Consider the following 23241-nt stretch of genomic DNA (forward strand, 5'->3'; position numbering starts at 1 on the left):
TTTCATGAGAACAACCATGTCCATAAAAGAAGAACAACTTCATTCGCGTTCCGGTTTTAAACAGGAAATGCAAACACGGCATATTGTCATGTTGGCATTGGGCGGCGTCATCGGTACCGGACTGTTTCTCACGTCCGGGTACACGGTTAACCAGGCCGGTCCCTTGGGCGCGGTGATCGCTTACATCATCGGCGCACTCATGGTGTACATGGTGATGATGTGCCTGGGCGAACTGGCGGTACAGATGCCGGAAACCGGTTCATTCAGTACGTACGCCACCCGTTTTCTCGGGCCTGGTACCGGCTATACCGTGGCTTGGCTGTATTGGCTGACCTGGACGGTGGCCATCGGTTCTGAATTCACCGCCGCCGGTATCTTGATGGCGCGTTGGTTCCCGGATACACCGGTATGGATCTGGAGTGCGCTATTTGCGGGCTTGGTGTTTCTGACCAATGTGATTTCGGTGCGCCTGTTCGCTGAGACCGAGTTCTGGTTGTCTCTGGTTAAAGTGGTGACCGTCATCGTGTTTCTGATGATTGGCGGTGGCGCGATTCTCGGTCTGCTGCACATCGATCAGGGCCACAGTATCGGGCTGAGCAACTTCACTCGCGAAGGACTTTTTCCTACCGGAGTCATGCCGATAGCAATGACGTTACTGGCGGTGTCTTTTGCGTTCTCCGGCACTGAGTTGATCGGTATTGCCGCTGGGGAAACCAAGGACCCGCAGCGCAACGTGCCGCGTGCCATTCGTACGACGGTGCTGCGCCTGGCGATCTTTTTCGTGGGGACCATTTTCGTCCTGGCGACGCTATTGCCTCGAGAGCAGGCCGGCCTGGTAGAGAGTCCATTCGTCACTGTATTTACCTACATCGGGATTCCATATTCGGCAGACATCATGAACTTCGTGATCATCAGTGCCTTGCTGTCGGCCGCCAACTCCGGTTTGTATGCCGCGTCACGGATGCTCTGGACGCTGAGTGACCAGGGTCACCTGCCCAAGCGGTTCTCGGCCCTGACTCGCATGGGTACGCCGCTCAACGCCATTATCGTCAGCATGGCGGGTGGGGCTGCCTCGTTGCTCAGTAGCGTGTTTGCCGCCGACACCATCTATCTGGCGCTGGTGTCGATCTCCGGATTGGCGGTCGTGGTGGTCTGGATGAGCATCGCTGCGAGCCAGATTGCTTTTCGCCGTCACTATGTGGCCAACGGCGGTGACATCCGCGACTTGAAGTTCCGTGTCCGGGGTTATCCATGGGTGCCGCTGGGAGCGCTGGTCTGCTGCAGTCTGGCGTGTGTCGGGATTGCGTTCGATCCGGAGCAGCGAGTGGCGTTGTACTTCGGTTTGCCTTTCATCGCCTGGTGCTATTTCGTGTATTACATTACCCGCAAAAGCCGCGAGCGACGCTTGTCGGTTGCCCCCTTGGCACAACCGTCCGACGCGTTCTAGTCAGCGTCGACGGGATGGGCAAGCGTGCTCGGTGGAGGGGGCGTCCAAGAGGTTCAAGCCATGAAGCAAAAGACGCTACCCCCATTGAACTGGCTGCGGGCATTCGAGGTGTCTGCCCGCTGTTTGAACTTCACCCATGCTGCCGAAGAACTGTTTTTGACCCAGGGGGCAGTCAGTCAGCAAATCCGCCAACTGGAAAGCCATCTTGGAGTGGCTTTGTTCAAGCGCTTGCCCCGTGGCTTGGGACTGACCGAGGAAGGCCAGGCGTATCTGCCGGTGGTGCAGGATGCGATCACGCGACTGGCAGTGGGGACCAACGAAATTTTTGGTCAGCACAAACGTCGGCCGATCAAGGTGCGTGGCAGCCTGGCGTTCTTCGTGCATTGGCTGGCGCCCAAGCTGGCAGGGTTCAGCCAGGCGCATCCGCATGTCGATATCCGCTACATCAGCAATATCTGGGTCAAGGAACTGGACGGGGAGGATGACATGGAGATTCGCTGGGGCCACGGTCAATGGCCCGGCCTGGTGTCGCAGCGCCTGACCTGGGACACGTTGTTCCCGGTCTGCTCGCCGGACCTGATGGCAAGGTCGCCGCTGACGGTACCTGCGGACGTGTCGCACCATTCGCTGTTGCATGTTCTGGGCTACGAAGAGGGTTGGGGTTACTGGTTGAACATGGTCGGTGCGGACACTGTCGATTTCTCGACCGGCATGCAGTTCGACACATTGATCTCCACTTTGCGCATGGCCGAGTTAGGGCAGGGGATCGCCCTGGCGCGGTCCTCGATGGTGGAGGAGATGCTTCAGGATGGACGATTGGTCGAACCCTTTACCCAGCGTATCGAAGCCAGCGAGTCTTTTTACCTTGTGCGCGGTTCCGGGGCCGAGCAGCACCCCGACGCGGTGATGTTTTCCACCTGGCTGGTCGAGCAGGCACATCGTTTCAAATGAATGGCCGGAGCCAACCATGCGTTATGTGAGTACCCGAAATTCGGCCGTGCAGGTCGACTTCGAACAGGTCGTATTGTCTGGCATTGCCGAGGACGGTGGGCTGTTCGTACCGCTCGAACTGCCGCTGTTTGAATCGCAGGATATCGCCAACTGGTCGACCTTGCCCTATGACGAACTGGCCTACAGGGTGATCAGTCCGTTTGTGGGCGAGGCGATCCCCGAGACAGACCTCAAGCGCCTGCTCAAAGAGGCTGGCAGTCAATTCAGCCATCGTTCCCTGGCGCCTTTGCATCAGGTCGATCGTAACGAGTGGGTGCTGGAACTGTTCCACGGGCCGACTCGCTCCTCGAAGGATTTTGCCGCGCAGTTGCAGGCGCGGCTGGTGCCGTATTTTCTGCACAAGCGCGGGCGCCGCGGGGTGGTGATCGGTGCCACCAACGGCGATACCGGGCTGGCGGCCATCGAGGCGTTCAAGCACTGTGAGGACACCCCCGTGGTGGTGTTTTACCCAGAGAAGGGAGTACCCCTGGACCAACTCCAGCATCTGCGAGCAGCGGCGCACCCAAGGGTTCATCAGTTTGCGGTGAATGGCAGCTTCGACGATTGCCAGACCATCGTCACCCGGCTGTTCCGACAATGGCCGTATGCGCAGCACGAGGCGATCAGTTTCAACTCGAGTAACTGGGTCAGTGTGTTGGCGCAACTGGTGTTTTATTTCCACGCCGTGTTGCAACTGGGGGGTGGTCAACGTCCGATCGGTTTCAGTGTGCCGGCGGCGAGTTTTGCCGAGGTGTACGCAGGCTACATCGCGCAAAAAATGGGCCTGCCGATCACCCAGATGATTGTTGCGACCAACCAGAATGACGCGTTGCATCAGTTGTTTCAGAAGAACCACTACAGCAGGTCACGAGCCAACAAGACGCTTTCGCCTGCCATGGACCTGTCGATCTTTTCCAATCTGGAACGGTTTCTCTGGGAGCTCTACGGGCGTGACGACCAGGCGATGTGTGCCCTGATGGAGGGGTTCGAGTCCAGCGGCGAGATGGTCATCGCCAACGAGTTCTGGTTGCAGGCGCGGATGATCATCGACTCCTATGCGGTCAGTGATGAGCAGACGCTGACGGAAATCACCTCGCTGTATCGTGACACGGGATACGTCATCGACCCGCATACAGCCACTGGTGTGCTGGCCGCCCGGTTGTATCGGCGAAGCCTGGTGGCGCCCATGGTGACCCTGGGGGAAATCTCACCGGTCAAGTCGGCGGCACTGCTTGGCCAGTTGGGCATCAGTGTGGCGGGATCGCAACCTGAGGTCGCGACGCAAGGACAGGCGCAGGTTTACCGGATTCAACCGGACGATCTCGACACCATCCATGAGCTGCTCAGCGCGCTGTGAAGGCGCGGCAACAGGAGGCCAAGTGAAGCGAATTCTGGACCCCCTCGATGAACACATCATCGCGGAGCTACAGCTCAATGCCAGGGCTGCACACGCCGAGCTGGCAGCCAAGGTCAATCTGTCACGCAATGCGGTGCGCCAACGTATAGAAAGACTTGAACGCGACGGGGTAATACAGGGATATACGGTACGCACGGGGGAGGGGCGACAAGCCACTTCGAACATCAACGCGGTGATTTTCGTTTACCGCTACGACCGGATGCGGGGTGCGGAAGTGCTGCAAGCGCTGCGGGCCATTCCGGAAGTCATCCAGTGCGATGTCATGAGCGGTGAATTCGACCTGATGCTGCGGGTGGGCGCTGCGAGTCCGCAGCGGGTGCACAAGGTCTGGACTGAAATTGCCGCGTTGCCCGGGGTGGAAAATACCGTGACCTCCTTTGTGCTGTCGTCTGTCGTATAGCCCATTTTTCGTACCGCTAAAAGCCAACGTGTGTTGGCTTTTTTTTGCGTGCATCGCGAGCATTTGCGCTGTTTATCGAGTGGTTGCGCAGGCATTAAAAGTCAAAGGATCGCAGCCTGCGGCAGCTCCTACGGGTTTTGCGTACACGCGCAAAATGACGGTTGTAGAGGACCCATGTAGGAGCTGCCGCAGGCTCGGGCCGCGTTCGGACGATCTTTTGATCTTCTACTCAGGCGGATCGACCCGGTCCAGCGCGTGGTTCACCGCCAGTTCGCCCAGCGTGATGACTTGCGCGATGCCCAACAGCGTATTTCGACTCGATCCCTGCGTCCGGTCCGCCAGATCCATCGTCATGACATTGGCCGAGGCCAGCGACTCGCAGGCGTGAGCCAACAGGGTTTCGGTATCGAGTTGCGGATTGACGATGAACATGCTGCAGAGTTTGCGGGGAGTGGCCTGTAAGTCGGCGGCAGAGGGGATGCGTTCGGAAGATATTGCCGGTTCATTGTTCGGGGGATTGGGTGTGACCTTGAACATGATTTTCTTTTCCTGTTGTAGTGCAGCCACGCCGTCGCTGCTAAACGAGGGGTGGCGGCTGTACGCAGGTTAGCAGACCGGGGAAAAGAAGAAAGCCGGCGCGCCCAAGGGCGCCCTACGCACAGCCACCATCAAATGCAGGTATGGAATACCTGCCTGACGGACACTCGTACGATCTTCAAATACCACGGGCTGCTAAACCCGATCACTGGGAATCAGTGACGCGGGCCAAGTTACCGATGGCTTCCAAGGCGCACAAGCCGGCGGATTCTGGCGTACCTGTAGGCAACGACGCAAGGCGTTGTAGCTTTCATCGAGTAACACTGACAGGCGTTAAACAGGCACTGTTCAAAGGCCAAGTCGGTGGCTGAAGCTGTCCACAAAATCTGTGGGATGTAGTGGTCAAGATTGGTGCGGATCGAGTAGGCGGATGTAAATCCGCCTCCTACCCGATTCTGAAGCTTTGTCCCGGCACTGGTCAAAACGCCCATAAAATAGAGCAAATTGGCCTATTTCACTGCCCTGGGCCCAGCCCTAACCTAGTGCCCAACAACCCATCACCCGGATCAAGGGCATAACAAAATGACTGAATACAAATTGGCGCTGGTTGGCTTTGGTGGTGTTAACCGGGCATTGGCTCAGCTGATTGCCGAACGTAACGAACAGTGGAAAACAGAACTGGGTTTCACCCTGAAAATCGTCGGTGTGACCGACTTGTTTCTCGGTTCGGTGATTGGCCGCGAAGGGTTGGATGCCAATGCGCTCGCCCAATTGCCGGCAGTCAAAGGTGCATTGGCGCAACTGTCGGGTGGCGACGTCACAGCCCTCAATGAAGCGGTGATCAAGGACTCCGGCGCGGACATTATTGTTGAAGCCACCTTCACCAACCCGGTGGACGGTGAACCGGCGACGTCGTTCTGCCGTTGGGCGCTGGAGGGCGGCCAGCATGTCGTCACCACCAACAAGGGCCCCATCGCCTTGCACGGCGCGGAGCTCAAGGCGCTGGCTCGACGCAAGCATGTCGCCTTTGAATACGAAGGCTCGGTCATGAGCGGCACGCCGGTTATTCGCCTGGCCAGGCAGGCGCTGGCCGGCAGCTCCATAGTCGGTTTTGAAGGAATTCTGAACGGCACGTCCAACTTCGTGCTGACCAGCATGGAAGGCGGCCTGGGGTTTGCCGAGGCCGTCAGCAAGGCTCAGGAGCTGGGTTACGCCGAAGCCGATCCGACAGCGGATGTCGAGGGTCATGACGTACGCCTCAAGGTGGTGATCCTGGCGAATGAACTGCTGGACGCGAAGCTGACGGTCAGCGACGTCACGTGCAGCGGCATTTCGTCCCTGAGCCTTGGCGACATCGAAAAAGCCCGGCAGGACGGCGCTCGCTGGAAGCTGATCGGGTCGGCGATGCGCCATGCCGACGGCTCGATCAGTGCCAGTGTCGAACCGCGGCTGTTGCACAACGATCATCCGCTGGCCAGTGTTGGCGGCGCAACCAACGCGGTGTCGTTTACCTCGCAACTGCTCGGTGCGGTAACGGTTTCGGGGCCGGGAGCCGGGCGTACGGAAACAGCGTTTGCGCTGCTCTCGGACATCGTCAGCATCCATCAATCCATTGCACGCAACCAGGAGTAAGACTGTGAAATTATCGCGCCTGGTTCTGGATATCGTGGAGTCGCCCATTGAAGTCTTTAACGCCTATGACGGTTCCGTCATCGGTAGCGTAACGAATGTCTGTGCGTCGCAAGTTCCGCAGTTGTTGGAGACCGGGCGCAGTGGTGCACGAGCGTGCGCGGCGTTAGCGCGTCATCGTCGGGCTCGCATTCTTGAGCAAGCCGCAATCGACATCGAACGTGATGCCGGTGTGTTTGCCAGGCTGATCGTCGACGAGGCCGGGAAGACCCTCAAACAGGCGGAAAAGGAGGTCAAGCGTTGCGTCAACACCCTCAAGCTGTCGGCCGAGGAGGCCAGGCGCAATGCCGGGGAGGTGGTGCCTTTCGACGCTTATGAAGGTTCCGAATCTCGTCAGGGCTGGTTTTCCCGTGAACCTCTGGGTCTGATCGTTGCGATCACGCCGTACAACGATCCGTTGAACCTGGTGGCGCATAAACTCGGTCCGGCCATTGCGGGCGGTAACGCGGTGATTCTCAAACCCTCCGAGCTCGCGCCATTGTCGGCCATTAAACTGGTGTCTTATCTGGTCGCAGCAGGCTTGCCTGAATCAGTGGTCACAGTCGCCACCGGTGGCGCGGAGCTGGGCAAGGCGTTGGTCGCCGCCCGTGAGGTGCGGATGATTTCCTTCACCGGCGGTTTCGTCACCGCAGAGCAGATTGCCCGCACGGCCGGGTTGAAGAAACTCGCCATGGACCTGGGCGGCAATGCGCCGGTAATCGTCATGGGCGACTGCAACCTTGAGGCCGCTGTCGAGAGTTGCGTGTCCGGAGCCTTTTGGGCAGCGGGGCAGAACTGCGTAGGCACTCAGCGCTTGCTGATTCAGGCGTCGATTTATGACGCGTTCCGAGAGCAATTCGTCAGCCAGGCCCGTGCGCTTGTGGTCGGCGATCCATTGCTGGCCGTTACCGATATCGGCCCCATGATTACTGCGCAAGCCGCGCAGAATGCCGAACAAGTGGTGAACGAGGCCTTGCAAGAGGGCGCCACGTTGCTCTGCGGCCATCGGCGTGAAGGATCGTGCTACGCCGCCACCGTGTTGGAAAACGTCGATCACGCCAGTCGACTCTGGCGCAATGAAGTCTTCGCTCCGGTGGTGGTACTGCAGTGCTTCGAGAGTTTCGATGAAGCCATCGCGTTGGCCAATGAGCCCGAATACAGCCTGCATGCCGGGATCTTCACCAATGATCTGGCAACCGCGATGAGCGCCGCACGGAGAATCGAAGCCGGGGGAGTGATGATCAACGACTCTTCCGACTACCGCTTCGATGCGATGCCGTTTGGCGGTTCCAAGTACGGTAGCCTGGGCCGGGAAGGCGTACGTTTTGCCTACGAGGAAATGACCCAACCCAAGGTGGTGTGCCTTAACACGTTGGGTTAGTCGATTCGCGGCCACGAGCGAAATCAGGTTACTGGCTTCAAACAATGGCGATTCAGTGATCAAACACTTCACGAATCGTGACGTATTGGAGTTTCTTCGGCCCCGGAACGCCATTGGTAAATGAAAACTGGAGGCGGCCAAATGGATCTAGCCGCCCAGCTTGGCCCAGAATTCTTCGGCAGATGGGCTGATTGGGGCTGTGGGACGCGTGAGATGAATCTCCAAGGGAATATCCCAGCTTTCGTCGAGCGCCCTGACAAGCCGACCGTCAGCCATTTCCTGTTCTGTCAGGCTTTTGGGTAACCACGCGACACCCTTGCTTTCCAAGGCCATGGACATCAGCACTGCTGCAAGGTGGCTACTAAAAAGAGGCTTGAGGTTAAGGTAGTCTTCCTTGCCGTGGAGTCGGTGAGCGACGATGCGGCCTAGACCCGATTCGTGGGTGTATGCCAAGTAGGGCAGTGTTTCTGGTGAGGTACCAAAATTGGCAGAGGCACTCGCCAATGGCACGAGTACATCCTCTCCAACTTTCTTCCCAATGAACTGATCAGGGGCTAGCAAGGGGGGGACGTCGGGATGGCGATGGCAAAGCAGGAACTGAACCTGGCCGTGAATCAGCATCTGCTCACAGACAGCCATGCTATCTGAGTGCAGTCGTACAGCATCTATCGGGGCGCCATTTTCCGTACTTCTCAGCCATCTCGGAAAGAAGGTGAATGACAGGGAGTGAGTGGCTGCGAATTGCAGCGTTTTGGCGGCCATCCCAGCCACCTCCTGTGCCTCTGTGCGCATCCTGTACAAGCGTCGTGCAGCCTCCTGAGCACTGGGCAAAATCTGCCTTCCAGCCTCGGTCAGCGTTGCGCCCTGAGGCGTTCGCACAAACAACTCCACGCCCATCCAATTCTCCAGTGAACGGACTCTGCGGCTGAAGGCCGGCTGAGTGACGTGGCGCGCTTCAGCGGCACGAACAAAGCTGCCGTATTCCGCAAGCGCTGAAAAATCTTCAAGCCAGACGAGTTCCAAGGGCAATGCCTCCTGTGCATAGGGCGCGGCATTAATAGCATTGGGCGGGTGTCATCGCAAAGCATAACGTGGGGTCACCAACAACAAGAGGAACCCGTCATGCGTATCGTAGACATCCGTGAAAAAACTGTCTCCATCGCTTCTCCAATCGCCAATGCCTACATCGATTTTTCGAAAATGACCTGCTCGGTTGTCGCTGTTGTCACGGATGTGATTCGCGATGGTAAACCTGTCATCGGTTACGGTTTCAACTCCAATGGTCGCTATGGACAAGGCGCTCTGATGCGTGATCGCTTCCTGGCGCGTATCACGGAAGCTGATCCAGATACTCTCATCGACCACGAGAACAACAACCTGGATCCGTTTGCCATCTGGAAAGCCCTGATGACCAACGAAAAGCCAGGTGGCCACGGCGAACGCTCAGTCGCTGTCGGCACCATTGATATGGCTGTATGGGATGCCGTTGCCAAGATTGAAGGCAAGCCTCTGTATCGCCTGCTGGCCGACCGTTATCGTGACGGCGTGGCAGATGACAAGGTCTGGGTCTACGCGGCGGGCGGCTACTACTACCCGGGCAAAGATCAGACCAAGCTCAAGGCTGAGATGCAGAGCTATCTGGATCGTGGCTACGACGTCGTCAAGATGAAGATTGGTGCGGTGCCACTGGACGAAGATATTCGTCGCATCGAAGCGGTGCTTGAAGTAGTAGGGGACGGGCGTCGCCTGGCGGTCGATGCCAATGGCCGTTTCGATTTGAAAACAGGTATTGCGTACGCGGAAGCCATCAAAAAGTACAACCTCTTCTGGTACGAAGAAGTTGGCGATCCGCTGGACTATGAACTGCAGGCCGAGCTTGCAAACCACTATGAACTGCCCATGGCGACTGGTGAAAACCTGTTCTCCCATCAGGATGCTCGTAACCTGCTACGCCACGGTGGTATGCGCCCTGATCGCGATTACCTCCAGTTCGACTGCGCCCTGTCTTACGGACTCGTGGAGTACATGCGCACCCTGAAGGTGATGGAAGAAATGGGTTGGTCTTCCCGCCGCGTAGTTCCGCATGGTGGTCACCAGATGTCCCTGAACATCGCAGCGGGTCTACACCTGGGCGGTAACGAATCGTACCCGGATGTGTTCCAGCCTTTCGGCGGGTTCGCTGACGGGATTCGGGTGGAGAACGGCTATGTCGGTCTGCCGGATATTCCAGGTGTCGGCTTCGAAGCCAAGTCAGCCTTGTACGCAGTGATGCGTGAGTTGGGCGAAGGCTAATAGCCCTTGAACTGCGGCCTTTTTCAAGAGGCCGCAGTTATCAGGCGTCACCCACTGACGTCACGCCACATGCCCATCACAAAAATAAAATGAGGTGCTTCCGTGGAAATCTCCAAGACCCGCTGGTACAGCCAACTGTATGTGCAGGTGCTGATCGGTATTGTAATCGGTGCAGCAATTGGTCACTTTGAACCGCAATTCGGAGCCAGGCTTCAACCTTTTGCAGACGGCTTTATCAGACTCATCAAAATGCTGTTGGCCCCTATTATTTTTGGCACCGTGGTTGTCGGTATCGCCAAGATGGGCAGCATCAAAGAGGTAGGGAGAATTGGCGTTAAATCGCTGCTCTACTTCGAGATTCTTTCAACCATCGCCCTGGTCATCGGCCTTATTGTGGTTAACGTCGTAAAGCCAGGCGTAGGGATGAACATCAATGTTGACGCACTGGATGGCAGTGCTATCGCCAAGTACAGCCAAGCTGCCAGTGAGCAGGGTGGCACCGTCGATTTTTTCATGAACATCATCCCGCAAACTTTTATCGGTGCGTTCTCGAATGGCGTCATGCTCCAGGTCATCCTGCTTTCGGTCTTGATGGGTGTTGCCCTGGTTCAAATGGGTGAAACCAGCAAACCGCTGATCAATACGATCGACCTGTTCCTGCAAGGGCTGTTCAAAATCGTGGCAATGGTCATGCGGCTGGCTCCAATTGGTGCCGGTGCCGGTATGGCTTTCACTATCGGCAAGTACGGGATCGGTACGCTACTGTCGCTCGGCCAGTTGCTGATTGCGCTCTACGTCACCACCCTGATCTTCATTGTGGTGGTGCTTGGAACGGTTGCTCGATGGTCAGGAATGCCTTTGTTACAGTTTCTCCGGTACTTCAAGGACGAGATCCTCATCACGCTCGGAACCTGCTCGACTGAGGCTGTGCTTCCGCGAATGATGGTGAAACTTGAAAAGCTGGGCTGCAAGAAGTCGGTGGTGGGCATGGTGCTGCCAACTGGATACACCTTCAATGCGGATGGCACCTGCATTTACCTCACCATGGCGGCGATTTTTATCGCACAGGCAACCAATACGCCGCTGACGTTTATGGATCAGATGATTCTGTTGGGTGTTTTCCTGCTGACCTCGAAAGGCTCGGCTGGCGTGGCGGGTGCCGGGTTCATAACACTCGCGGCAACGCTTACAACCATCCACTCCATTCCGTTGGTAGGCCTTGTACTGCTTTTGGGCATCGACCGGTTCCTCAATGAAGCGCGAGCTGTTACCAACCTGATTGGCAACGGTATCGGCACCATCGCCATTGCCAAGTGGGACAACTCGTTCGATGTAGAAGCCTGTGAGCGTGAAATTGCCGCGATGAAAAACGCAAAGGCGGAGCGTAGAGCGTTAGCAACGCAAAAGTAATCAACATCGCTTACCCGGTCATTCCTCTTCGGATAGGGCGCAATGACCGGTAGCTATTCGATGCCTCGTTCACATAGAACCATTCAAGCGAAGTTCTCAGTTGAATTGCGATGGAGCCGAAAAAATGATTGAGCGATCCCATCACGAACTACGCAAGGCGTTCGGTGATTTACTTCATGGAACAGTCTGTAAATTTGCCGCATCAGTGTTCGATCCGATCTCGGTTCGAATGGCCTCTGACCTTGGCTTTGAGGTCGCCATCCAGGGTGGATCCGTCGCCTCGCTTCAAGTGCTCGGTGCCCCGGATATCTCGTTGCTCACTCTTGATGAATATGCGGAGCAAGTTTCCAGGGTCGGACGGGCCAGCCAAATCCCAATCATTGGAGACGCTGATCATGGGTTCGGCAACGCGCTCAATGTAATGCGAACGGTCACCGAGTTGCAGAAGGCCGGTGTTGCCGCTCTTACGCTAGAAGATACTCACCTGCCGGCCAAATACGACGAGCAAGCGCACGTGCTTATCGAAATGGAAGAGGCCGCAAGCAAGATTTACGCTGCGCGATTTGCCCGGTCAGATGATGCCCTCAGCATCATCGCCCGTACGAATGTAGCCGTTTCCACTTTGGAAGATTCCATCGCACGCACTACGGCCTATCAAAAGGCTGGGGCCGATGCGATTTGCCTTGTCGGAGTAAAGGATTTCCAACACTTGGAGGCGCTCACCTCGCATCTTTGCGTGCCAATCATGCTGATTAATTATGGAAACCCTGCACTGAGCGATGTTCAGAAGCTGAGCGCAGCCAATGTGCGAGTTGTGGTCAATGGGCATGCCCCCTATTTGTCCGCAATCAAAGCGTCCTACGAGGCGCTACGCGAACAAAGCGGTATGGAGGGGCGCGAGCTTTCCCTCCCTGAGCTGCTTTCAAAATACACGCTCTCGGATAATTACCGTGAGTGGGCGAAGACCTACTTGAAGTCAGAACACGATTCGAATTGAGCTTGAAACAGGCGAAATAAAGCATCATGAAAAAGACCATCCTGGCCTTCAGCCGCGTCTCACCCAGCCTGCTTGAACCTTATAAAGATAAATACAACGTCATCATCATGAGTCCCGAGCTTGGTGACATGGATGCCCAGTTCGAAGCTGCCATTTCCAGCGCCCACGGACTGATCGGCGGCAATCGTCGTCTGGGTGAAGCTGAGCTGGCTTCGGCTGAAAACCTTGAGATCATCTCGAGCATATCGGTTGGCTACGACAACTATGACCTCAGCTTTCTCAATGGCCGAGGGATCATGTTGACCAACACGCCGGATGTCTTGAACGAAACCACGGCTGAACTCTCCTTGAATGTGTTGGTGCTCCGCAAGACTCCCGGTCTTTGTCTCATAGAGGTTGTATTCCTTTCAGGAATGCAATACATAAAGATAATGAATTTTTATTATCGCTGTTTATGACCTAACTTGATTCAAGGACATGGAGAACCGCCTTGAAATCATTACCTCTCAACCAAGCTGAAAAATTTGATACCACACGGGCCAATGAGTACGAACGACAGAGCCGTATTGCATTAGCAGGGTATGACGCCTGTCACGATCTTGCTGCATGCATGCTGGCGGCAAGCCTCAGCACTACAGGCTCGGCGAAGATACTGGTAGTTGGCGCTGGTGGGACGGCGCAGGAAATCATTGCAATGGCAACCTTGGAGCCCAGTTGGCGCTTCACTGCCGTTGATCCATCCGAGCCAATGCTGGCGGCTGCGAAGCACCAGTTAAAGACGAACGACTTGCTTGAAAGAACGGACATGCATCTTGGACATATTGAAGATCTGGTAGCAGACCAGTCCTACGACGCAGCCACTTTGATCGGCGTCCTGCATCATCTCGAGGGTGATGATGCCAAGCGCCAACTTCTGCATTCCATTCGGGCTCATCTGAAGCCGGGTGCGCCGCTGATTGTCGCAGGAAATCAGTACGCCTATGCCAGCCAACCGCTATTGCTGGCTGCTTGGGGCCAGCGGTGGCGGCAGCAAGGAGCCAGCCCGGATGAAGTGAAGGCCAAACTGGGGAAAATCCTCCAGGGCGCTGATCCGCCACATTCTGAGGCGGCGGTTCAAAAACTGTTAAACGACGCGGGATTCGGGGACGCCACACGTTTCTTCAGCAGCTTGTTCTGGGGGGCTTGGTTGACGTTCAAAATGGTTTGAAGCTGGACGCGACAGGCAGCTATTGGCCGATTCTGTTGAAAAAGTCGGCCATGGTTTCCACGGCAGAAAAATACGCGCCTGAGATTGAAATCTTTACTTTTGGGCAGAGGCTTCCGGGCTCGGATTTCACGTAGCAGCGTGTAAAAAAGGCGTTTTCACCACTCAATATTCAGGCCATTTGGGCGGGCCGACTTTTTCAACAGTATCGGCCGATAGCAGTCTGTCGAATCAGCTTGAGCTTAGCTTGAATGAACACGCAGTCACATTAAACAAGCTCTCCAAAGCCCCCCAAGGAGCAGCCATCGGCAGCTCCTTGGGGATCTCCTTTGTCATTCAGATTGTGCCAGGCATAAAAAACTACCCTCAGGCCTGCGCAACTCATCGAAATGAGCCTGATAGGTGCTTATCGATGACATTCACTCCTCTGAAACCCCTGGGTGCCAAGCAGGACGCGGTGCTTCAACAGGCGGGGTTCCGTCGTGAAACATCGTCTTCAGTTGAGCACGCAGTTCTGGTGAGTCGGTGTGCTTGTGAACACTGACCGCATGCTGCGCGGCGGCCTCGAGCAGTTCGTTTTCAGAGTCTGCGGACAGTGCGATTGAGCAGTGGGAATCGCTCGGAAACTCGCGGCAGTCGATGTATTTACGCGCCATGAATGTTTTCCTCTCTACGACGAAGGCAGGCCGTGGCCTGCGTGAACGATCGCTCGACGCGTCTCCCATACATCAAACACGACTGCATGCCACATCGAGTGTGCCGATCGTTAAAGTATAGGCCCACCGATGTCAGGGTAGTTGTGCCAGACATGGAAAACGGCCGCGCGGAAACAGGGAACAGATCACGATGGCTCGGCATTTACCTGAAATCGTGCTCTGTCCCTTTTTATGCTGGTTACGTGGCAACTACTAATGACTTCACATGGCCGATTGCTGCCTGTAGTGAAGGGCTGCAATCGACCCTGGACAGAGTCGATCAGGCGAGGGCTTGGAAACTCCAGTCCTCGGCTTGGACGACTCGGCAGAATGGCCCTGCCAACGTCGCATTGTGGTGGGCAATGATGGCCTTTGCTTCGAGTGAAGGGGTGTCAGAGCAAGTATGTCCATCGGCGATCAGCACAGCATCGAATCCACAATCGCGGGCAGCCCGGCAAGTACTATCTACACAGTATTGAGTTTTCATTCCTGTAACGACGATGCCATCGCAGTTACGCAGGCGTAGTTGAGCAGCCAGATCGGTCTGGGTAAACGCGTTGGGTCGATATTTTTCAAATATCACTTCGTCACCTCTCAAATCCAATTCCTGGACAAACTCGGTCAGCGGGCTACCACGTTCTATCGGCGACCCGGCTGGGCCCAAATGGCGGGCGAGAAATATGGGCGCGCCCATTTCCCGGGCCTTGCTCATCAGGCGATTTAACGTGTCGACCAGAGATTCACTGCCCCAAGGTTTATCCGGGCCGTGAACGAGTCCTACCTGCATGTCGAGGATCAAGAGTGCGTACATTGTGCGTTTCCTTACGTTTGAGCCAGAAACGCCGGGGCAAAAAAAAGACCCGGTCATTGCTGGCGGGTCTTTGGGGGTTATGCATTGTTTCAACTCGCACAACCTCTCACGACCCGCCTCGAGCGGTCGTGAAAGTTGTGGTCGATTTGATGCATGGCTTAGTCATGGCGTTGACCATATCTTTGGGGCGCCGGCCGTGCAAGTGAACATCCCGAGAATGAAAGTGATTTCATGGGGCAGCAACGTCCGCTATTGGCTTCTCTGCCGGTCATGGCCACGAAGCAAGCGTTCCTGTAGCCGTTTAACGCGGTACCTGATTTTAATGCTGCACGTTCTTCTTCAGGCTTTCGGGGCTGCCAGCGCATAGACCATCCATCACCAGGTTCATCAATCTGGCGAGACGTGAGCGCCATTCGCTCTGGGAATCTATTTGCCATATTCCGGCAATGGCTAGAAAAAAGTCGTCGTTAGTAATCCCGCTACGAATCGTTCCGGCCTTTTCATTAGCCCTCAAAAGCGACTCGGCTGCTGTCTGGACTGGCGCGTATCCCGACTTCCCCGGGAATTCGTAAATAGACGCTGCTTGTCGTATCGCTGTCGCGAGTCCCGCCTTTGTCATTGCATATTCAGCGAGGCAGTCCATCCATTCTCGAAGGGCCTCCTTAGGTGGTTTTGTCGCGAGCAGATATTCCGCCAACGAGGCCACTTGCTGCATTTCGAATTGATAGACCTCGAATACCAGGTTCTCTCTGGTAGGGAAGTGGCGATAAAACGTTCCCTGTCCTACCCCAGCCTTCTTCGCAATCGTACTCAGCGGAACCGCAGGATCGCTAGTCAGCTCTACCACCGCGACCTCCAGTATCCGTTCCCGGTTTTTCCTGGCGTCAGAACGCATCACCAACTCGTCAGGCATGAGCAAAGTTTTCCCTTCATTCTATTGCTAAGCGGACAGTTGTCCGGTACGTTTTGAAAGTGGACAATTGTCCGCTTACACATCGTTTCTGGAGTTTACTATGAACGGCACTGGCAACACGATTCTGGTTACTGGCGGCACCTCAGGCATCGGCCTTGGTCTGGCACTCAGGCTTCACAAGGCGGGCAACAAAGTAATCATCGCGGGACGTCGCAAGTCTCTGCTCGACAAGATCGTGTCGGAACATCCGGGTCTTGAATCAGTGTTGCTGGACGTCTGCGATCCACAATCCATCCAGCGCAACAGCGAAGCGCTGGCGATCAGCCACCCGAATCTGAACGTTCTCATAAACAACGCAGGCATCATGCATTGGGAGGATCTGACTGATCCGGAAAACCTGAGCACTGCCGAAGATATCGTGACAACGAACTTACTTGGCACGATTCGCATGGTGTATGCATTTACTCCCCAGCTGATCAAACAGCCCAGCGCCACGATCATGAACGTCAGTTCAGCGTTGGCATTCGTTCCGCTGCCTGCAACACCGACCTACAGCGCAACCAAAGCCGCAGTTCATTCGTTCACTCAAAGTCTTCGAGTTCAGCTGGAAGCCTCGTCAGTTGAGGTTATCGAACTTGCGCCGCCGGGGGTACGTACCACGTTGCTTGGGCAGGAAAACGACGAACACGCCATGCCCTTGGAGGCGTTTTTGGATGAAATCTTCGAACTGCTCGAGATCTCTCCAACCCCACGCGAACTCGTCGTCGAGCGCGCCAAGCCATTACGGTTTGCTGAAGCGAGCGGTTCACATGATGAGGTGCTGAAAATGCTTGCAGGATACAAACCACCGGCAGAATGACGTTTACCGTGTGGGTATCACCTTATGCCGTCCAGGCAGGCAGATTGCTTCTGCCTGCCTCGAGCCCCTGGATGATTGCGCTGCGCAATCTCGTGCCTGAGGGTTTGGCTACCAGCAGAGCACTCTATTAGAGCCTGAAACGCTGGCCGGCGCTGTCGCGGCACCTCGTCGCCTGGAAGGAATAGGTGACTCTTCGATGGATCGCTACGGAGCGGAAAGCGGGCGGCGACGCAGCGGGCGAGTGGGATTGATCAGTTGCTTGCGCATAGGTGGCAACCGGATAAATTACTTAAAAATGTGATGACCGACTCGCTGCCGCATGACCCGGCGCCCGCCTCAAATCACAGGGGCTGTAAGGCAGAGTCTACTTGGCCAGATTGGCCATTCGTCGAGGGCAGACGGCATCGGTTGACAGTAGGCATTTCTAGCTGGAATATATAGTGCACTATACAATAGCGAACTATCTAATGAGCTCGAATCGGAAACGGGTGGGTACCCAGCTGTCTTTTTCACTTTATGCGGCGGCAAATCGGGTGGTGCGATTGCACAAACCTTATCTGGAACCGTTGGGCCTAACCTTCCCGCAGTACCTGGTCATCCTGGAGCTTTTAAACGGCTCGCCACTTTCTGTGGGTGCTCTTGGAACCCGCTTGGCGATGGACGCTGGAACCATAACGCCATTGCTGAAACGGCTTGAGGCTGCCGGGCTCGTCACTCGCACACGGGATCCCGCCGACGAGCGCCGCGTGATGATCGACCTGACGCCTGATAGCCGCATGTTGGAAGCCGACATTCGGGGAATCACTAGCAAAATCAAGTCAGCTTGCCAGCTCGATGAGCGGGGTATCGATGAGCTTCGTCAAACACTCGATGCGCTCGGCCATCCGGCAACCGACTGAACGTTTTTACACGTGCTCAAAGAGGAAATCATGACCACTTCAATGGCTAGGTTCGATGCTGATACAGCGCTGGATGACACCCTGCAATTTCAGAAGACGGCCCGTACACGGCGGTCTTTTCGTGGGTTTTTAGACACCCCTGTGCCCGACCAGATCATTCAAGAGGTGTTGAAGGATGCCCAGTGCGCTCCCTCCAACTGCAACACCCAGCCGTGGGATGTTCATGTTGTTCGTGGCCAGAAATTGAAAGAGCTTTCGCAAATTCTCCACGCGAAAAATACTGCAGGCGAATTCACCCCAGACTTTTCGTTCGATATGGGTGCTTTTTACGGCCCCTATGGAGATCGCAAGAATGCACAGGGCAAAGCCTACTACGAGGCTATGAACGTTATGCGCGAAGACAAGGAGGGGCGGCGGCGAGCGGCAGCCTTGAATTTGTCCTTTTTCAACGCCCCCCAGGCCGTTTTTTTATTCATGCCGGTGTTTGGTGACAATGTTCGAACTGCTGGCGACATTGGCATGTATGGCCAGACTTTCCTGCTGTCGCTTGCTGCCCGAGGGTTAGGCGGCATTCCGCAAACCTCGCTTGGTTTCTATGCAGCTACGATCCGAGAGGCGCTAGGCATTTCTGAAGAAATGAAAATGCTGTTTGGGATGTCATTCGGCTACCCGAACGAGAGCGCTCCAGGCAACCGCATGCATATGGATCGTGTGCCGGTTACCGACAGCGTTACCTTTCATTCTTGAAGAGTCGTATTTTCCTGAGTCAGGCGACATGCGTGCACACCTCAGATCGCGGGGGCTTCGCGACACACTTGATTCATTCGCACACCCAGCCAAGCAGTAACTTGAATATTGTTTGTAGGTGAGGAGGTTATTGAAATGAAAATCGGAATTATCGGCGCCGGCAACATTGGGGCTACCCTTGCCCGTAAGCTCGCTGCGTGCGGCCATGAAGTCAAACTGGCAAACTCGAAGAGCCCTCAGAGCATTCAGAACCTTGCCAACGAAATCGGTGTACACGCGGTGACCAAGGAAGATGCTGTGTCCGATGTGGATGCCGTTATTCTCTCGATCCCCTTCGCGAAGTACCCGGATCTTCGGCAAACGTTGAGTAGTATTCCCGAGAAGGTCGTCGTCATTGACACATCCAATTACTATCCGGGACGAGACGGGGCGATCAAAGAAGTGGACGACGGCAAGCCCGAGAGCGTTTGGGTAAGTGAGCAGATTGGCCGCCCGGTCGTTAAGGCATGGAATGCCGTCCTCGCAGCTACCCTTGCCGATAAAGGCCAACCAGCCGGGTCTTCAACGCGTATAGCCCTACCTGTAGCTGGGGGGGACACCACCGCTGAGGCAATCGCGCAGGATCTTGTTGAGGATACGGGCTTTATCGCGCTTGCCGCTGGCAACCTTGAAGATTCGTGGCGTCAGCAACCAGGTACACCTGCTTACTGTACCGAGTTGACATTGCCGGAGCTGAAATTGGCGCTGTACGCGGCAGACAAGGCACGGGCGCCACAAAACCGCGACGCACTGATCGCCAGGTTCATGGCTCCCGGCAGTCAGTTTACACATGAGCAAATTGTTGCCACGAATCGTGCAATGACGGCCTGATCACGCAGTTTTATCAATCGCTCAATCTCAGCGCCAGCTACCCCTCAATAGATATAACTGAAGTGGATGCCGTCAAACGCGATTCAGTCATGCATGGATTCCGCTTCATCCAGGTGATCGATGTGCTTGAAGCGCTCAACCAGAAAGTCGATCAGGCTGCGCACTCGCGCCGACAGGTGTAACTGTTGCGGGTAAACCGCGAAAACATCGGCGCGGGTTGGTGTCTGGTCTTCCAGCACTAATCGCAAGCGGCCACTGCGCACATAGCGGGCGATATCCCATTCTGCTCGCAGCAGAATTCCGTGGCCTTCCAACGCCCAATTCAGGGCCACCTCACCGTCATTGCAGCCCAATGCACCACGGACTTTGATGTTTTGTGTACGCCCACCGTGAGTAAAACTCCACACCCCGTAAGGCGTTTCGTTTTGCCGCAGAAAGATGCAGTTGTGTAGCTGTAAATCCGTGAGGCGTTGCGGCACGCCGTGTTTTTCCAGGTAGAGCGGTGAGGCGCATAACAGGCGACGGTTAGAGGCGATCTTGCGCGCGTGGAATGCCGCGTCGGGCAGGGTGCCGAAACGGATTCCCAGATCGAAACCGTGGGTCGCCAGATCCAGCGGGTGATCGCTGATTTCCAGCTGTATTTCCACCTCCGGGTACTGCGCGAAGAACGCGCCGAGGGCCGGGCCGATGTAACGACGGCCAAAGCCCAGCGACGCGTTGACCCGGATCAGACCTTTAGGTGTAGCCCGACTGCTGTTGATCAACTGCTCGACCTCATCGATCTGCGTCAGGATCCGGGCGGCATGGGAAAAAAGCAGTTCACCTTCTGAGGTCAGACTCATTGAGCGCGTGGTGCGATTCACCAGGCGGATGCCCAATCGAGCCTCCAGCACGGTGAGACGCTTGCTCACCGCCGGTGGCGTGATGCCCAGCTCTCGCGCGGTCGCGGCGAGGCTGCCTTTGTTGGCCAGAAGGTAAAAAAATGACAAATCCAAGGTTGGGTTCATTCGTAACTCAAAGTTATTTATATAGTGATTTTGAGTAACTCACACCTATTTGTTCACTACATATACTCCGCTCACACCCTGATTGAACAGCCCGTTCGACAGGCAAAACAAGAACGTTACGAGAGTGGAGTTGACCATGAGCGCATACAAAATTGCAGCGGTACCAGGTGATGGCATCGGTGTTGAAGTGATCGCCGCTGGCGTCGAGGTGCTGCAAGCCCTGTCGAAAAAATCTGGCTTCGACCTGGACTTCAAACATTTCGACTGGAACTCGGATAACTACCTGAAAAACGGTTACTACATTCCTGAAGGGGGTCTGGAAGAACTGAAAACCTTCGACGCGATTTTTTTTGGTGCCGTGGGAGCACTCAACGTACCGGATCACATTTCCCTGTGGGGCTTGCGCCTGCCGATCTGCCAGGGCTTCGATCAGTATGCCAACGTGCGTCCGGCTCGCGTGCTGCCTGGGGTGAAAAGCCCGCTGCTCAATGGTGACCAGATCGACTGGGTGGTGGTGCGGGAAAACTCCGAAGGTGAGTACTCCGGCAACGGCGGTCGTGTGCACCGGGGACTGCCGGAAGAGGTTGCCACTGAAGTGTCGGTATTCACCCGTGCCGGGGTGGAACGTATTCACCGCTTTGCCTTCGAACTGGCGCAAAGCCGCCCACGCAAACACCTGACCATGGTCACCAAGTCCAACGCCCAACGTCATGGCATGGTGTTGTGGGACGAAATTTTCTACGAAGTGGCCAAGGATTTCCCGGACGTCAAAATTGACAAGGAACTGGTCGACGCGGTGACTACGCGCATGGTGCTCAAACCCTCCACGCTGGATGTGATCGTCGCCACCAACCTGCACGCTGACATTCTGTCCGATCTGGCAGCCGCGTTATCCGGCAGCCTGGGCATCGCACCGACCGCCAACCTGAACCCGTCGCGCAAATTCCCCTCGATGTTCGAACCGATCCACGGCTCGGCTTTCGACATCACCGGCAAAGGTGTGGCCAACCCGATTGCTACGTTCTGGACGGCGGCGATGATGCTCGAACACCTGGGCGAAGCCGCTGCGGCGAAACAGCTGATGTCAGCCATCGAAGCGGTGACCGAAAGCGGTGTGCATACCCCTGATTTGGGTGGTACAGCCACCACCCGCCAGATCACGGATGCGGTCATCGCATTGATCAACCGCTGATATTTTCCAGCGATTCAAAGTAGTACTGCGGCACAACTCCAAGGGGCAGATCGCTGGATCTGACTCCTTGGCATTTCCTGACAACAATAAAAAATCAGGGCCCTGTCATGAAAAGAATATTCGGCAAACTCTATGTGCAAGTGCTGATCGCCGTGATCATCGGCGCCATCGTCGGCGTGTTCGTTCCCGAAACCGGCGCTGCGCTCAAACCCTTGGGCGATGCCTTCATCAAATTGATCAAGATGCTCCTCGCTCCGGTGATCTTCCTGACCGTAGTCACGGGGATCGCCCGCATGGAAAACATGAAGGAACTAGGTCGAGTCGGTTTTCGCGCCTTGCTCTATTTCGAAGTCGTGTCGACGCTGGCGCTGGTGGTCGGCCTGGTGGTGGTCGATGTGTTCAAACCCGGCGCCGGCATGAACATCGATGTTGCTACCCTCGACACTTCCAGCCTGGCCACCTACACCTCGGCCGTGAAACATGCATCGTTCATGGACTTCGTCATGAACATCATTCCCGACACCATCGTGGATGCCTTCGCCAAGGGCAATGTGCTGCAAATCCTGCTGTTTTCCATCCTGTTGGGAATCGCCTTGGCTCATGTGGGGCCACGCGGCAAAGCGTTCGTCGATACGCTGGATAGCCTGATGCAAGGCATGTTTCGTATCGTCAACATGGTCATGCGCCTGGCGCCGATCGGTGCATTCGGTGCCATCGCCTTCACCATCGGCAAGTATGGCTTCGGCTCGCTGTTCTCTCTGGGCAAGCTGATGGCCTGCGTTTACCTGACCTGCGCCGTGTTCGTGATCTTTGTGCTAGGGCCGATCTGCCGCTACAGCGGTTTCAGCCTTTGGAAGTTTTTGAAATTCATCAAGGAAGAGCTGTTCACCGTACTGGGCACCAGCTCTTCGGAGTCAGTACTGCCGCAGATGATCTCGAAGATGGAAAAGGCCGGGGTGTCCAAGCCCGTCGCCGGGATGATCATTCCGTCCGGATTGACCTTCAACCCCGACGGGCAGGCGATCTACTACACCATCGCCGCGATTTTCATCGCCCAAGCGACCAACACGCCGCTGACCCTGACCGATCAGTTGATCGTACTGGCGGTGTTGATGTTCACCTCCAAAGGTTCGGCAGGTGTCACCGGTTCGGGGTTCATCATTTTGGCCGCCACCTTATCTTCCCTGGGCACCATCCCGGTGGCCGGCATGGTGTTGCTGCTGGGTGTCGACCGGTTCATGTCGGAAGCGCGGGCCATTACCAACACCATCGGTAATGGTGTCGGCACCATGGCCATCGCCAAATGGGTAGGGGCGCTGGATACGGTGAAAATGCACAAGGCGCTCAATGGTGAGATCGAAGAACAAAAGCCTGAAATTGTGCAGGCGGAGACTATCTATGTCCCTTCACCGGTGACGGGCAGTCCCTTGCCGTCCAGCCTCAAAAAGGCCTCTCGGGCGTAAGTATGTGGCGTTGAAATTAACACCATGCTTGATCGAGTATTT

General features: G+C 55.9%; 23 protein-coding genes. 17 read left to right on the forward strand and 6 right to left on the reverse strand.

Annotation, left to right across the window (positions count from 1 at the left end; all coding sequences use genetic code 11):
• The first annotated feature begins 16 nt into the window (after window positions 1–16).
• The 4 genes from AC1DWG_RS06385 to AC1DWG_RS06400 are packed head-to-tail and all read left to right on the forward strand — an operon-like array spanning window position 17 to window position 4254.
• Window positions 17–1447 carry an amino acid permease gene (locus AC1DWG_RS06385; RefSeq protein ID WP_477755514.1) on the forward strand — a complete coding sequence of 477 codons (1431 nt, stop codon included), beginning with the start codon at window positions 17–19 and terminating at the stop codon, window positions 1445–1447.
• Between the two features lie 60 nt (window positions 1448–1507).
• Complete coding sequence (locus AC1DWG_RS06390; protein WP_150655576.1) at window positions 1508–2398, forward strand: LysR substrate-binding domain-containing protein; 891 nt, start codon at window positions 1508–1510, stop codon at window positions 2396–2398.
• A 16-nt stretch (window positions 2399–2414) separates the two neighbouring features.
• Window positions 2415–3794 (forward strand): threonine synthase, encoded by a 1380-nt coding sequence (thrC, locus tag AC1DWG_RS06395; RefSeq protein WP_477787507.1) that lies wholly within the window; start codon window positions 2415–2417, stop codon window positions 3792–3794.
• A gap of 22 nt (window positions 3795–3816) precedes the next feature.
• Window positions 3817–4254 (forward strand): Lrp/AsnC family transcriptional regulator, encoded by a 438-nt coding sequence (locus AC1DWG_RS06400; RefSeq protein WP_008003746.1) that lies wholly within the window; start codon window positions 3817–3819, stop codon window positions 4252–4254.
• Between the two features lie 225 nt (window positions 4255–4479).
• On the opposite strand, the gene AC1DWG_RS06405 is transcribed toward AC1DWG_RS06400, so the two are convergent.
• A complete protein-coding gene (locus AC1DWG_RS06405) occupies window positions 4480–4791 on the reverse strand; it encodes a DUF6124 family protein (protein WP_477764996.1) in 312 nt (103 codons plus the stop codon).
• Window positions 4792–5373: 582 nt separating this feature from the next.
• Here AC1DWG_RS06405 and AC1DWG_RS06410 point away from each other — a divergent pair.
• Both AC1DWG_RS06410 and AC1DWG_RS06415 read left to right on the forward strand, forming a co-directional pair.
• Window positions 5374–6423 (forward strand): homoserine dehydrogenase, encoded by a 1050-nt coding sequence (locus tag AC1DWG_RS06410; protein WP_477787508.1) that lies wholly within the window; start codon window positions 5374–5376, stop codon window positions 6421–6423.
• Window positions 6424–6427: 4 nt separating this feature from the next.
• Complete coding sequence (locus AC1DWG_RS06415; RefSeq protein ID WP_477787509.1) at window positions 6428–7840, forward strand: aldehyde dehydrogenase family protein; 1413 nt, start codon at window positions 6428–6430, stop codon at window positions 7838–7840.
• Between the two features lie 147 nt (window positions 7841–7987).
• On the opposite strand, the gene AC1DWG_RS06420 is transcribed toward AC1DWG_RS06415, so the two are convergent.
• A complete protein-coding gene (locus AC1DWG_RS06420) occupies window positions 7988–8863 on the reverse strand; it encodes a LysR family transcriptional regulator (RefSeq protein ID WP_477764993.1) in 876 nt (291 codons plus the stop codon).
• A gap of 99 nt (window positions 8864–8962) precedes the next feature.
• On the opposite strand from AC1DWG_RS06420, the gene AC1DWG_RS06425 reads away from it, so the two are divergent.
• The 5 genes from AC1DWG_RS06425 (at window position 8963) to AC1DWG_RS06445 (ending at window position 13746) form a co-directional block, all read left to right on the forward strand.
• Window positions 8963–10132 carry a mandelate racemase/muconate lactonizing enzyme family protein gene (locus AC1DWG_RS06425; RefSeq protein WP_477755766.1) on the forward strand — a complete coding sequence of 390 codons (1170 nt, stop codon included), beginning with the start codon at window positions 8963–8965 and terminating at the stop codon, window positions 10130–10132.
• A 102-nt stretch (window positions 10133–10234) separates the two neighbouring features.
• The gene (gene dctA / locus AC1DWG_RS06430) at window positions 10235–11542 is read left to right on the forward strand and encodes a C4-dicarboxylate transporter DctA (RefSeq protein ID WP_477764992.1); all 1308 of its coding nucleotides are present in this window, start codon (window positions 10235–10237) and stop codon (window positions 11540–11542) included.
• Window positions 11543–11666: 124 nt separating this feature from the next.
• Window positions 11667–12539 carry an isocitrate lyase/PEP mutase family protein gene (locus AC1DWG_RS06435; protein ID WP_477760523.1) on the forward strand — a complete coding sequence of 291 codons (873 nt, stop codon included), beginning with the start codon at window positions 11667–11669 and terminating at the stop codon, window positions 12537–12539.
• Between the two features lie 26 nt (window positions 12540–12565).
• Window positions 12566–12997 carry a hypothetical protein gene (locus AC1DWG_RS06440; RefSeq protein ID WP_477764991.1) on the forward strand — a complete coding sequence of 144 codons (432 nt, stop codon included), beginning with the start codon at window positions 12566–12568 and terminating at the stop codon, window positions 12995–12997.
• Between the two features lie 32 nt (window positions 12998–13029).
• Window positions 13030–13746 carry a class I SAM-dependent methyltransferase gene (locus tag AC1DWG_RS06445; protein ID WP_477787510.1) on the forward strand — a complete coding sequence of 239 codons (717 nt, stop codon included), beginning with the start codon at window positions 13030–13032 and terminating at the stop codon, window positions 13744–13746.
• Between the two features lie 416 nt (window positions 13747–14162).
• Here the strand turns inward: AC1DWG_RS06445 and AC1DWG_RS06450 are convergent, their stop codons facing one another.
• The 3 genes from AC1DWG_RS06450 to AC1DWG_RS06460 all read right to left on the reverse strand — a co-directional run bounded on the left by AC1DWG_RS06450 (window position 14163) and on the right by AC1DWG_RS06460 (window position 16162).
• Window positions 14163–14399, reverse strand: coding sequence for a DUF1059 domain-containing protein (locus tag AC1DWG_RS06450; protein WP_477757065.1), 237 nt, complete (start codon window positions 14397–14399; stop codon window positions 14163–14165).
• A 319-nt stretch (window positions 14400–14718) separates the two neighbouring features.
• Window positions 14719–15249, reverse strand: a complete 531-nt coding sequence (locus AC1DWG_RS06455) for a cysteine hydrolase family protein (protein ID WP_477760519.1) — start codon at window positions 15247–15249, stop codon at window positions 14719–14721.
• Window positions 15250–15568: 319 nt separating this feature from the next.
• Entirely contained in the window at window positions 15569–16162 is a 594-nt protein-coding gene (locus AC1DWG_RS06460; RefSeq protein WP_477764990.1) for a TetR/AcrR family transcriptional regulator, read from the reverse strand.
• Window positions 16163–16262: 100 nt separating this feature from the next.
• Between AC1DWG_RS06460 and AC1DWG_RS06465 the strand changes: the two genes are divergently transcribed.
• The 4 genes from AC1DWG_RS06465 (at window position 16263) to AC1DWG_RS06480 (ending at window position 19537) form a co-directional block, all read left to right on the forward strand.
• A complete protein-coding gene (locus tag AC1DWG_RS06465) occupies window positions 16263–17021 on the forward strand; it encodes an SDR family oxidoreductase (protein WP_477764989.1) in 759 nt (252 codons plus the stop codon).
• A 467-nt stretch (window positions 17022–17488) separates the two neighbouring features.
• On the forward strand, window positions 17489–17920 hold the full coding sequence (locus AC1DWG_RS06470; protein WP_477756653.1) for a MarR family winged helix-turn-helix transcriptional regulator: 432 nt from the start codon (window positions 17489–17491) through the stop codon (window positions 17918–17920).
• A 30-nt stretch (window positions 17921–17950) separates the two neighbouring features.
• Entirely contained in the window at window positions 17951–18667 is a 717-nt protein-coding gene (locus AC1DWG_RS06475) for a nitroreductase (protein ID WP_477760518.1), read from the forward strand.
• 108 nt (window positions 18668–18775) lie between these two features.
• Window positions 18776–19537 (forward strand): NADPH-dependent F420 reductase, encoded by a 762-nt coding sequence (locus AC1DWG_RS06480; RefSeq protein WP_477787511.1) that lies wholly within the window; start codon window positions 18776–18778, stop codon window positions 19535–19537.
• A gap of 83 nt (window positions 19538–19620) precedes the next feature.
• Here the strand turns inward: AC1DWG_RS06480 and AC1DWG_RS06485 are convergent, their stop codons facing one another.
• On the reverse strand, window positions 19621–20544 hold the full coding sequence (locus AC1DWG_RS06485) for a LysR substrate-binding domain-containing protein (RefSeq protein ID WP_477764986.1): 924 nt from the start codon (window positions 20542–20544) through the stop codon (window positions 19621–19623).
• 136 nt (window positions 20545–20680) lie between these two features.
• On the opposite strand from AC1DWG_RS06485, the gene AC1DWG_RS06490 reads away from it, so the two are divergent.
• On the forward strand, window positions 20681–21736 hold the full coding sequence (locus AC1DWG_RS06490) for a tartrate dehydrogenase (protein ID WP_223616315.1): 1056 nt from the start codon (window positions 20681–20683) through the stop codon (window positions 21734–21736).
• Between the two features lie 107 nt (window positions 21737–21843).
• Window positions 21844–23199, forward strand: coding sequence for a dicarboxylate/amino acid:cation symporter (locus tag AC1DWG_RS06495; protein WP_477764985.1), 1356 nt, complete (start codon window positions 21844–21846; stop codon window positions 23197–23199).
• Window positions 23200–23241: the final 42 nt, after the last annotated feature.

It is taken from the genome of Pseudomonas sp. P4_B3 (genome assembly GCF_056402295.1).

Coding starts and splice junctions, on each gene's coding strand:
- AC1DWG_RS06385 (WP_477755514.1), top strand. CDS start 17: ATGTCCATAAAAGAAGAACAACTTCATTCGCGTTCCGGTTTTAAACAG.
- AC1DWG_RS06390 (WP_150655576.1), top strand. CDS start 1,508: ATGAAGCAAAAGACGCTACCCCCATTGAACTGGCTGCGGGCATTCGAG.
- thrC (WP_477787507.1), top strand. CDS start 2,415: ATGCGTTATGTGAGTACCCGAAATTCGGCCGTGCAGGTCGACTTCGAA.
- AC1DWG_RS06405 (WP_477764996.1), bottom strand. CDS start 4,791: ATGTTCAAGGTCACACCCAATCCCCCGAACAATGAACCGGCAATATCT.
- AC1DWG_RS06410 (WP_477787508.1), top strand. CDS start 5,374: ATGACTGAATACAAATTGGCGCTGGTTGGCTTTGGTGGTGTTAACCGG.
- AC1DWG_RS06425 (WP_477755766.1), top strand. CDS start 8,963: ATGCGTATCGTAGACATCCGTGAAAAAACTGTCTCCATCGCTTCTCCA.
- AC1DWG_RS06435 (WP_477760523.1), top strand. CDS start 11,667: ATGATTGAGCGATCCCATCACGAACTACGCAAGGCGTTCGGTGATTTA.
- AC1DWG_RS06440 (WP_477764991.1), top strand. CDS start 12,566: ATGAAAAAGACCATCCTGGCCTTCAGCCGCGTCTCACCCAGCCTGCTT.
- AC1DWG_RS06450 (WP_477757065.1), bottom strand. CDS start 14,399: ATGGCGCGTAAATACATCGACTGCCGCGAGTTTCCGAGCGATTCCCAC.
- AC1DWG_RS06455 (WP_477760519.1), bottom strand. CDS start 15,249: ATGTACGCACTCTTGATCCTCGACATGCAGGTAGGACTCGTTCACGGC.
- AC1DWG_RS06460 (WP_477764990.1), bottom strand. CDS start 16,162: ATGCCTGACGAGTTGGTGATGCGTTCTGACGCCAGGAAAAACCGGGAA.
- AC1DWG_RS06465 (WP_477764989.1), top strand. CDS start 16,263: ATGAACGGCACTGGCAACACGATTCTGGTTACTGGCGGCACCTCAGGC.
- AC1DWG_RS06470 (WP_477756653.1), top strand. CDS start 17,489: ATGAGCTCGAATCGGAAACGGGTGGGTACCCAGCTGTCTTTTTCACTT.
- AC1DWG_RS06475 (WP_477760518.1), top strand. CDS start 17,951: ATGACCACTTCAATGGCTAGGTTCGATGCTGATACAGCGCTGGATGAC.
- AC1DWG_RS06485 (WP_477764986.1), bottom strand. CDS start 20,544: ATGAACCCAACCTTGGATTTGTCATTTTTTTACCTTCTGGCCAACAAA.
- AC1DWG_RS06490 (WP_223616315.1), top strand. CDS start 20,681: ATGAGCGCATACAAAATTGCAGCGGTACCAGGTGATGGCATCGGTGTT.
- AC1DWG_RS06495 (WP_477764985.1), top strand. CDS start 21,844: ATGAAAAGAATATTCGGCAAACTCTATGTGCAAGTGCTGATCGCCGTG.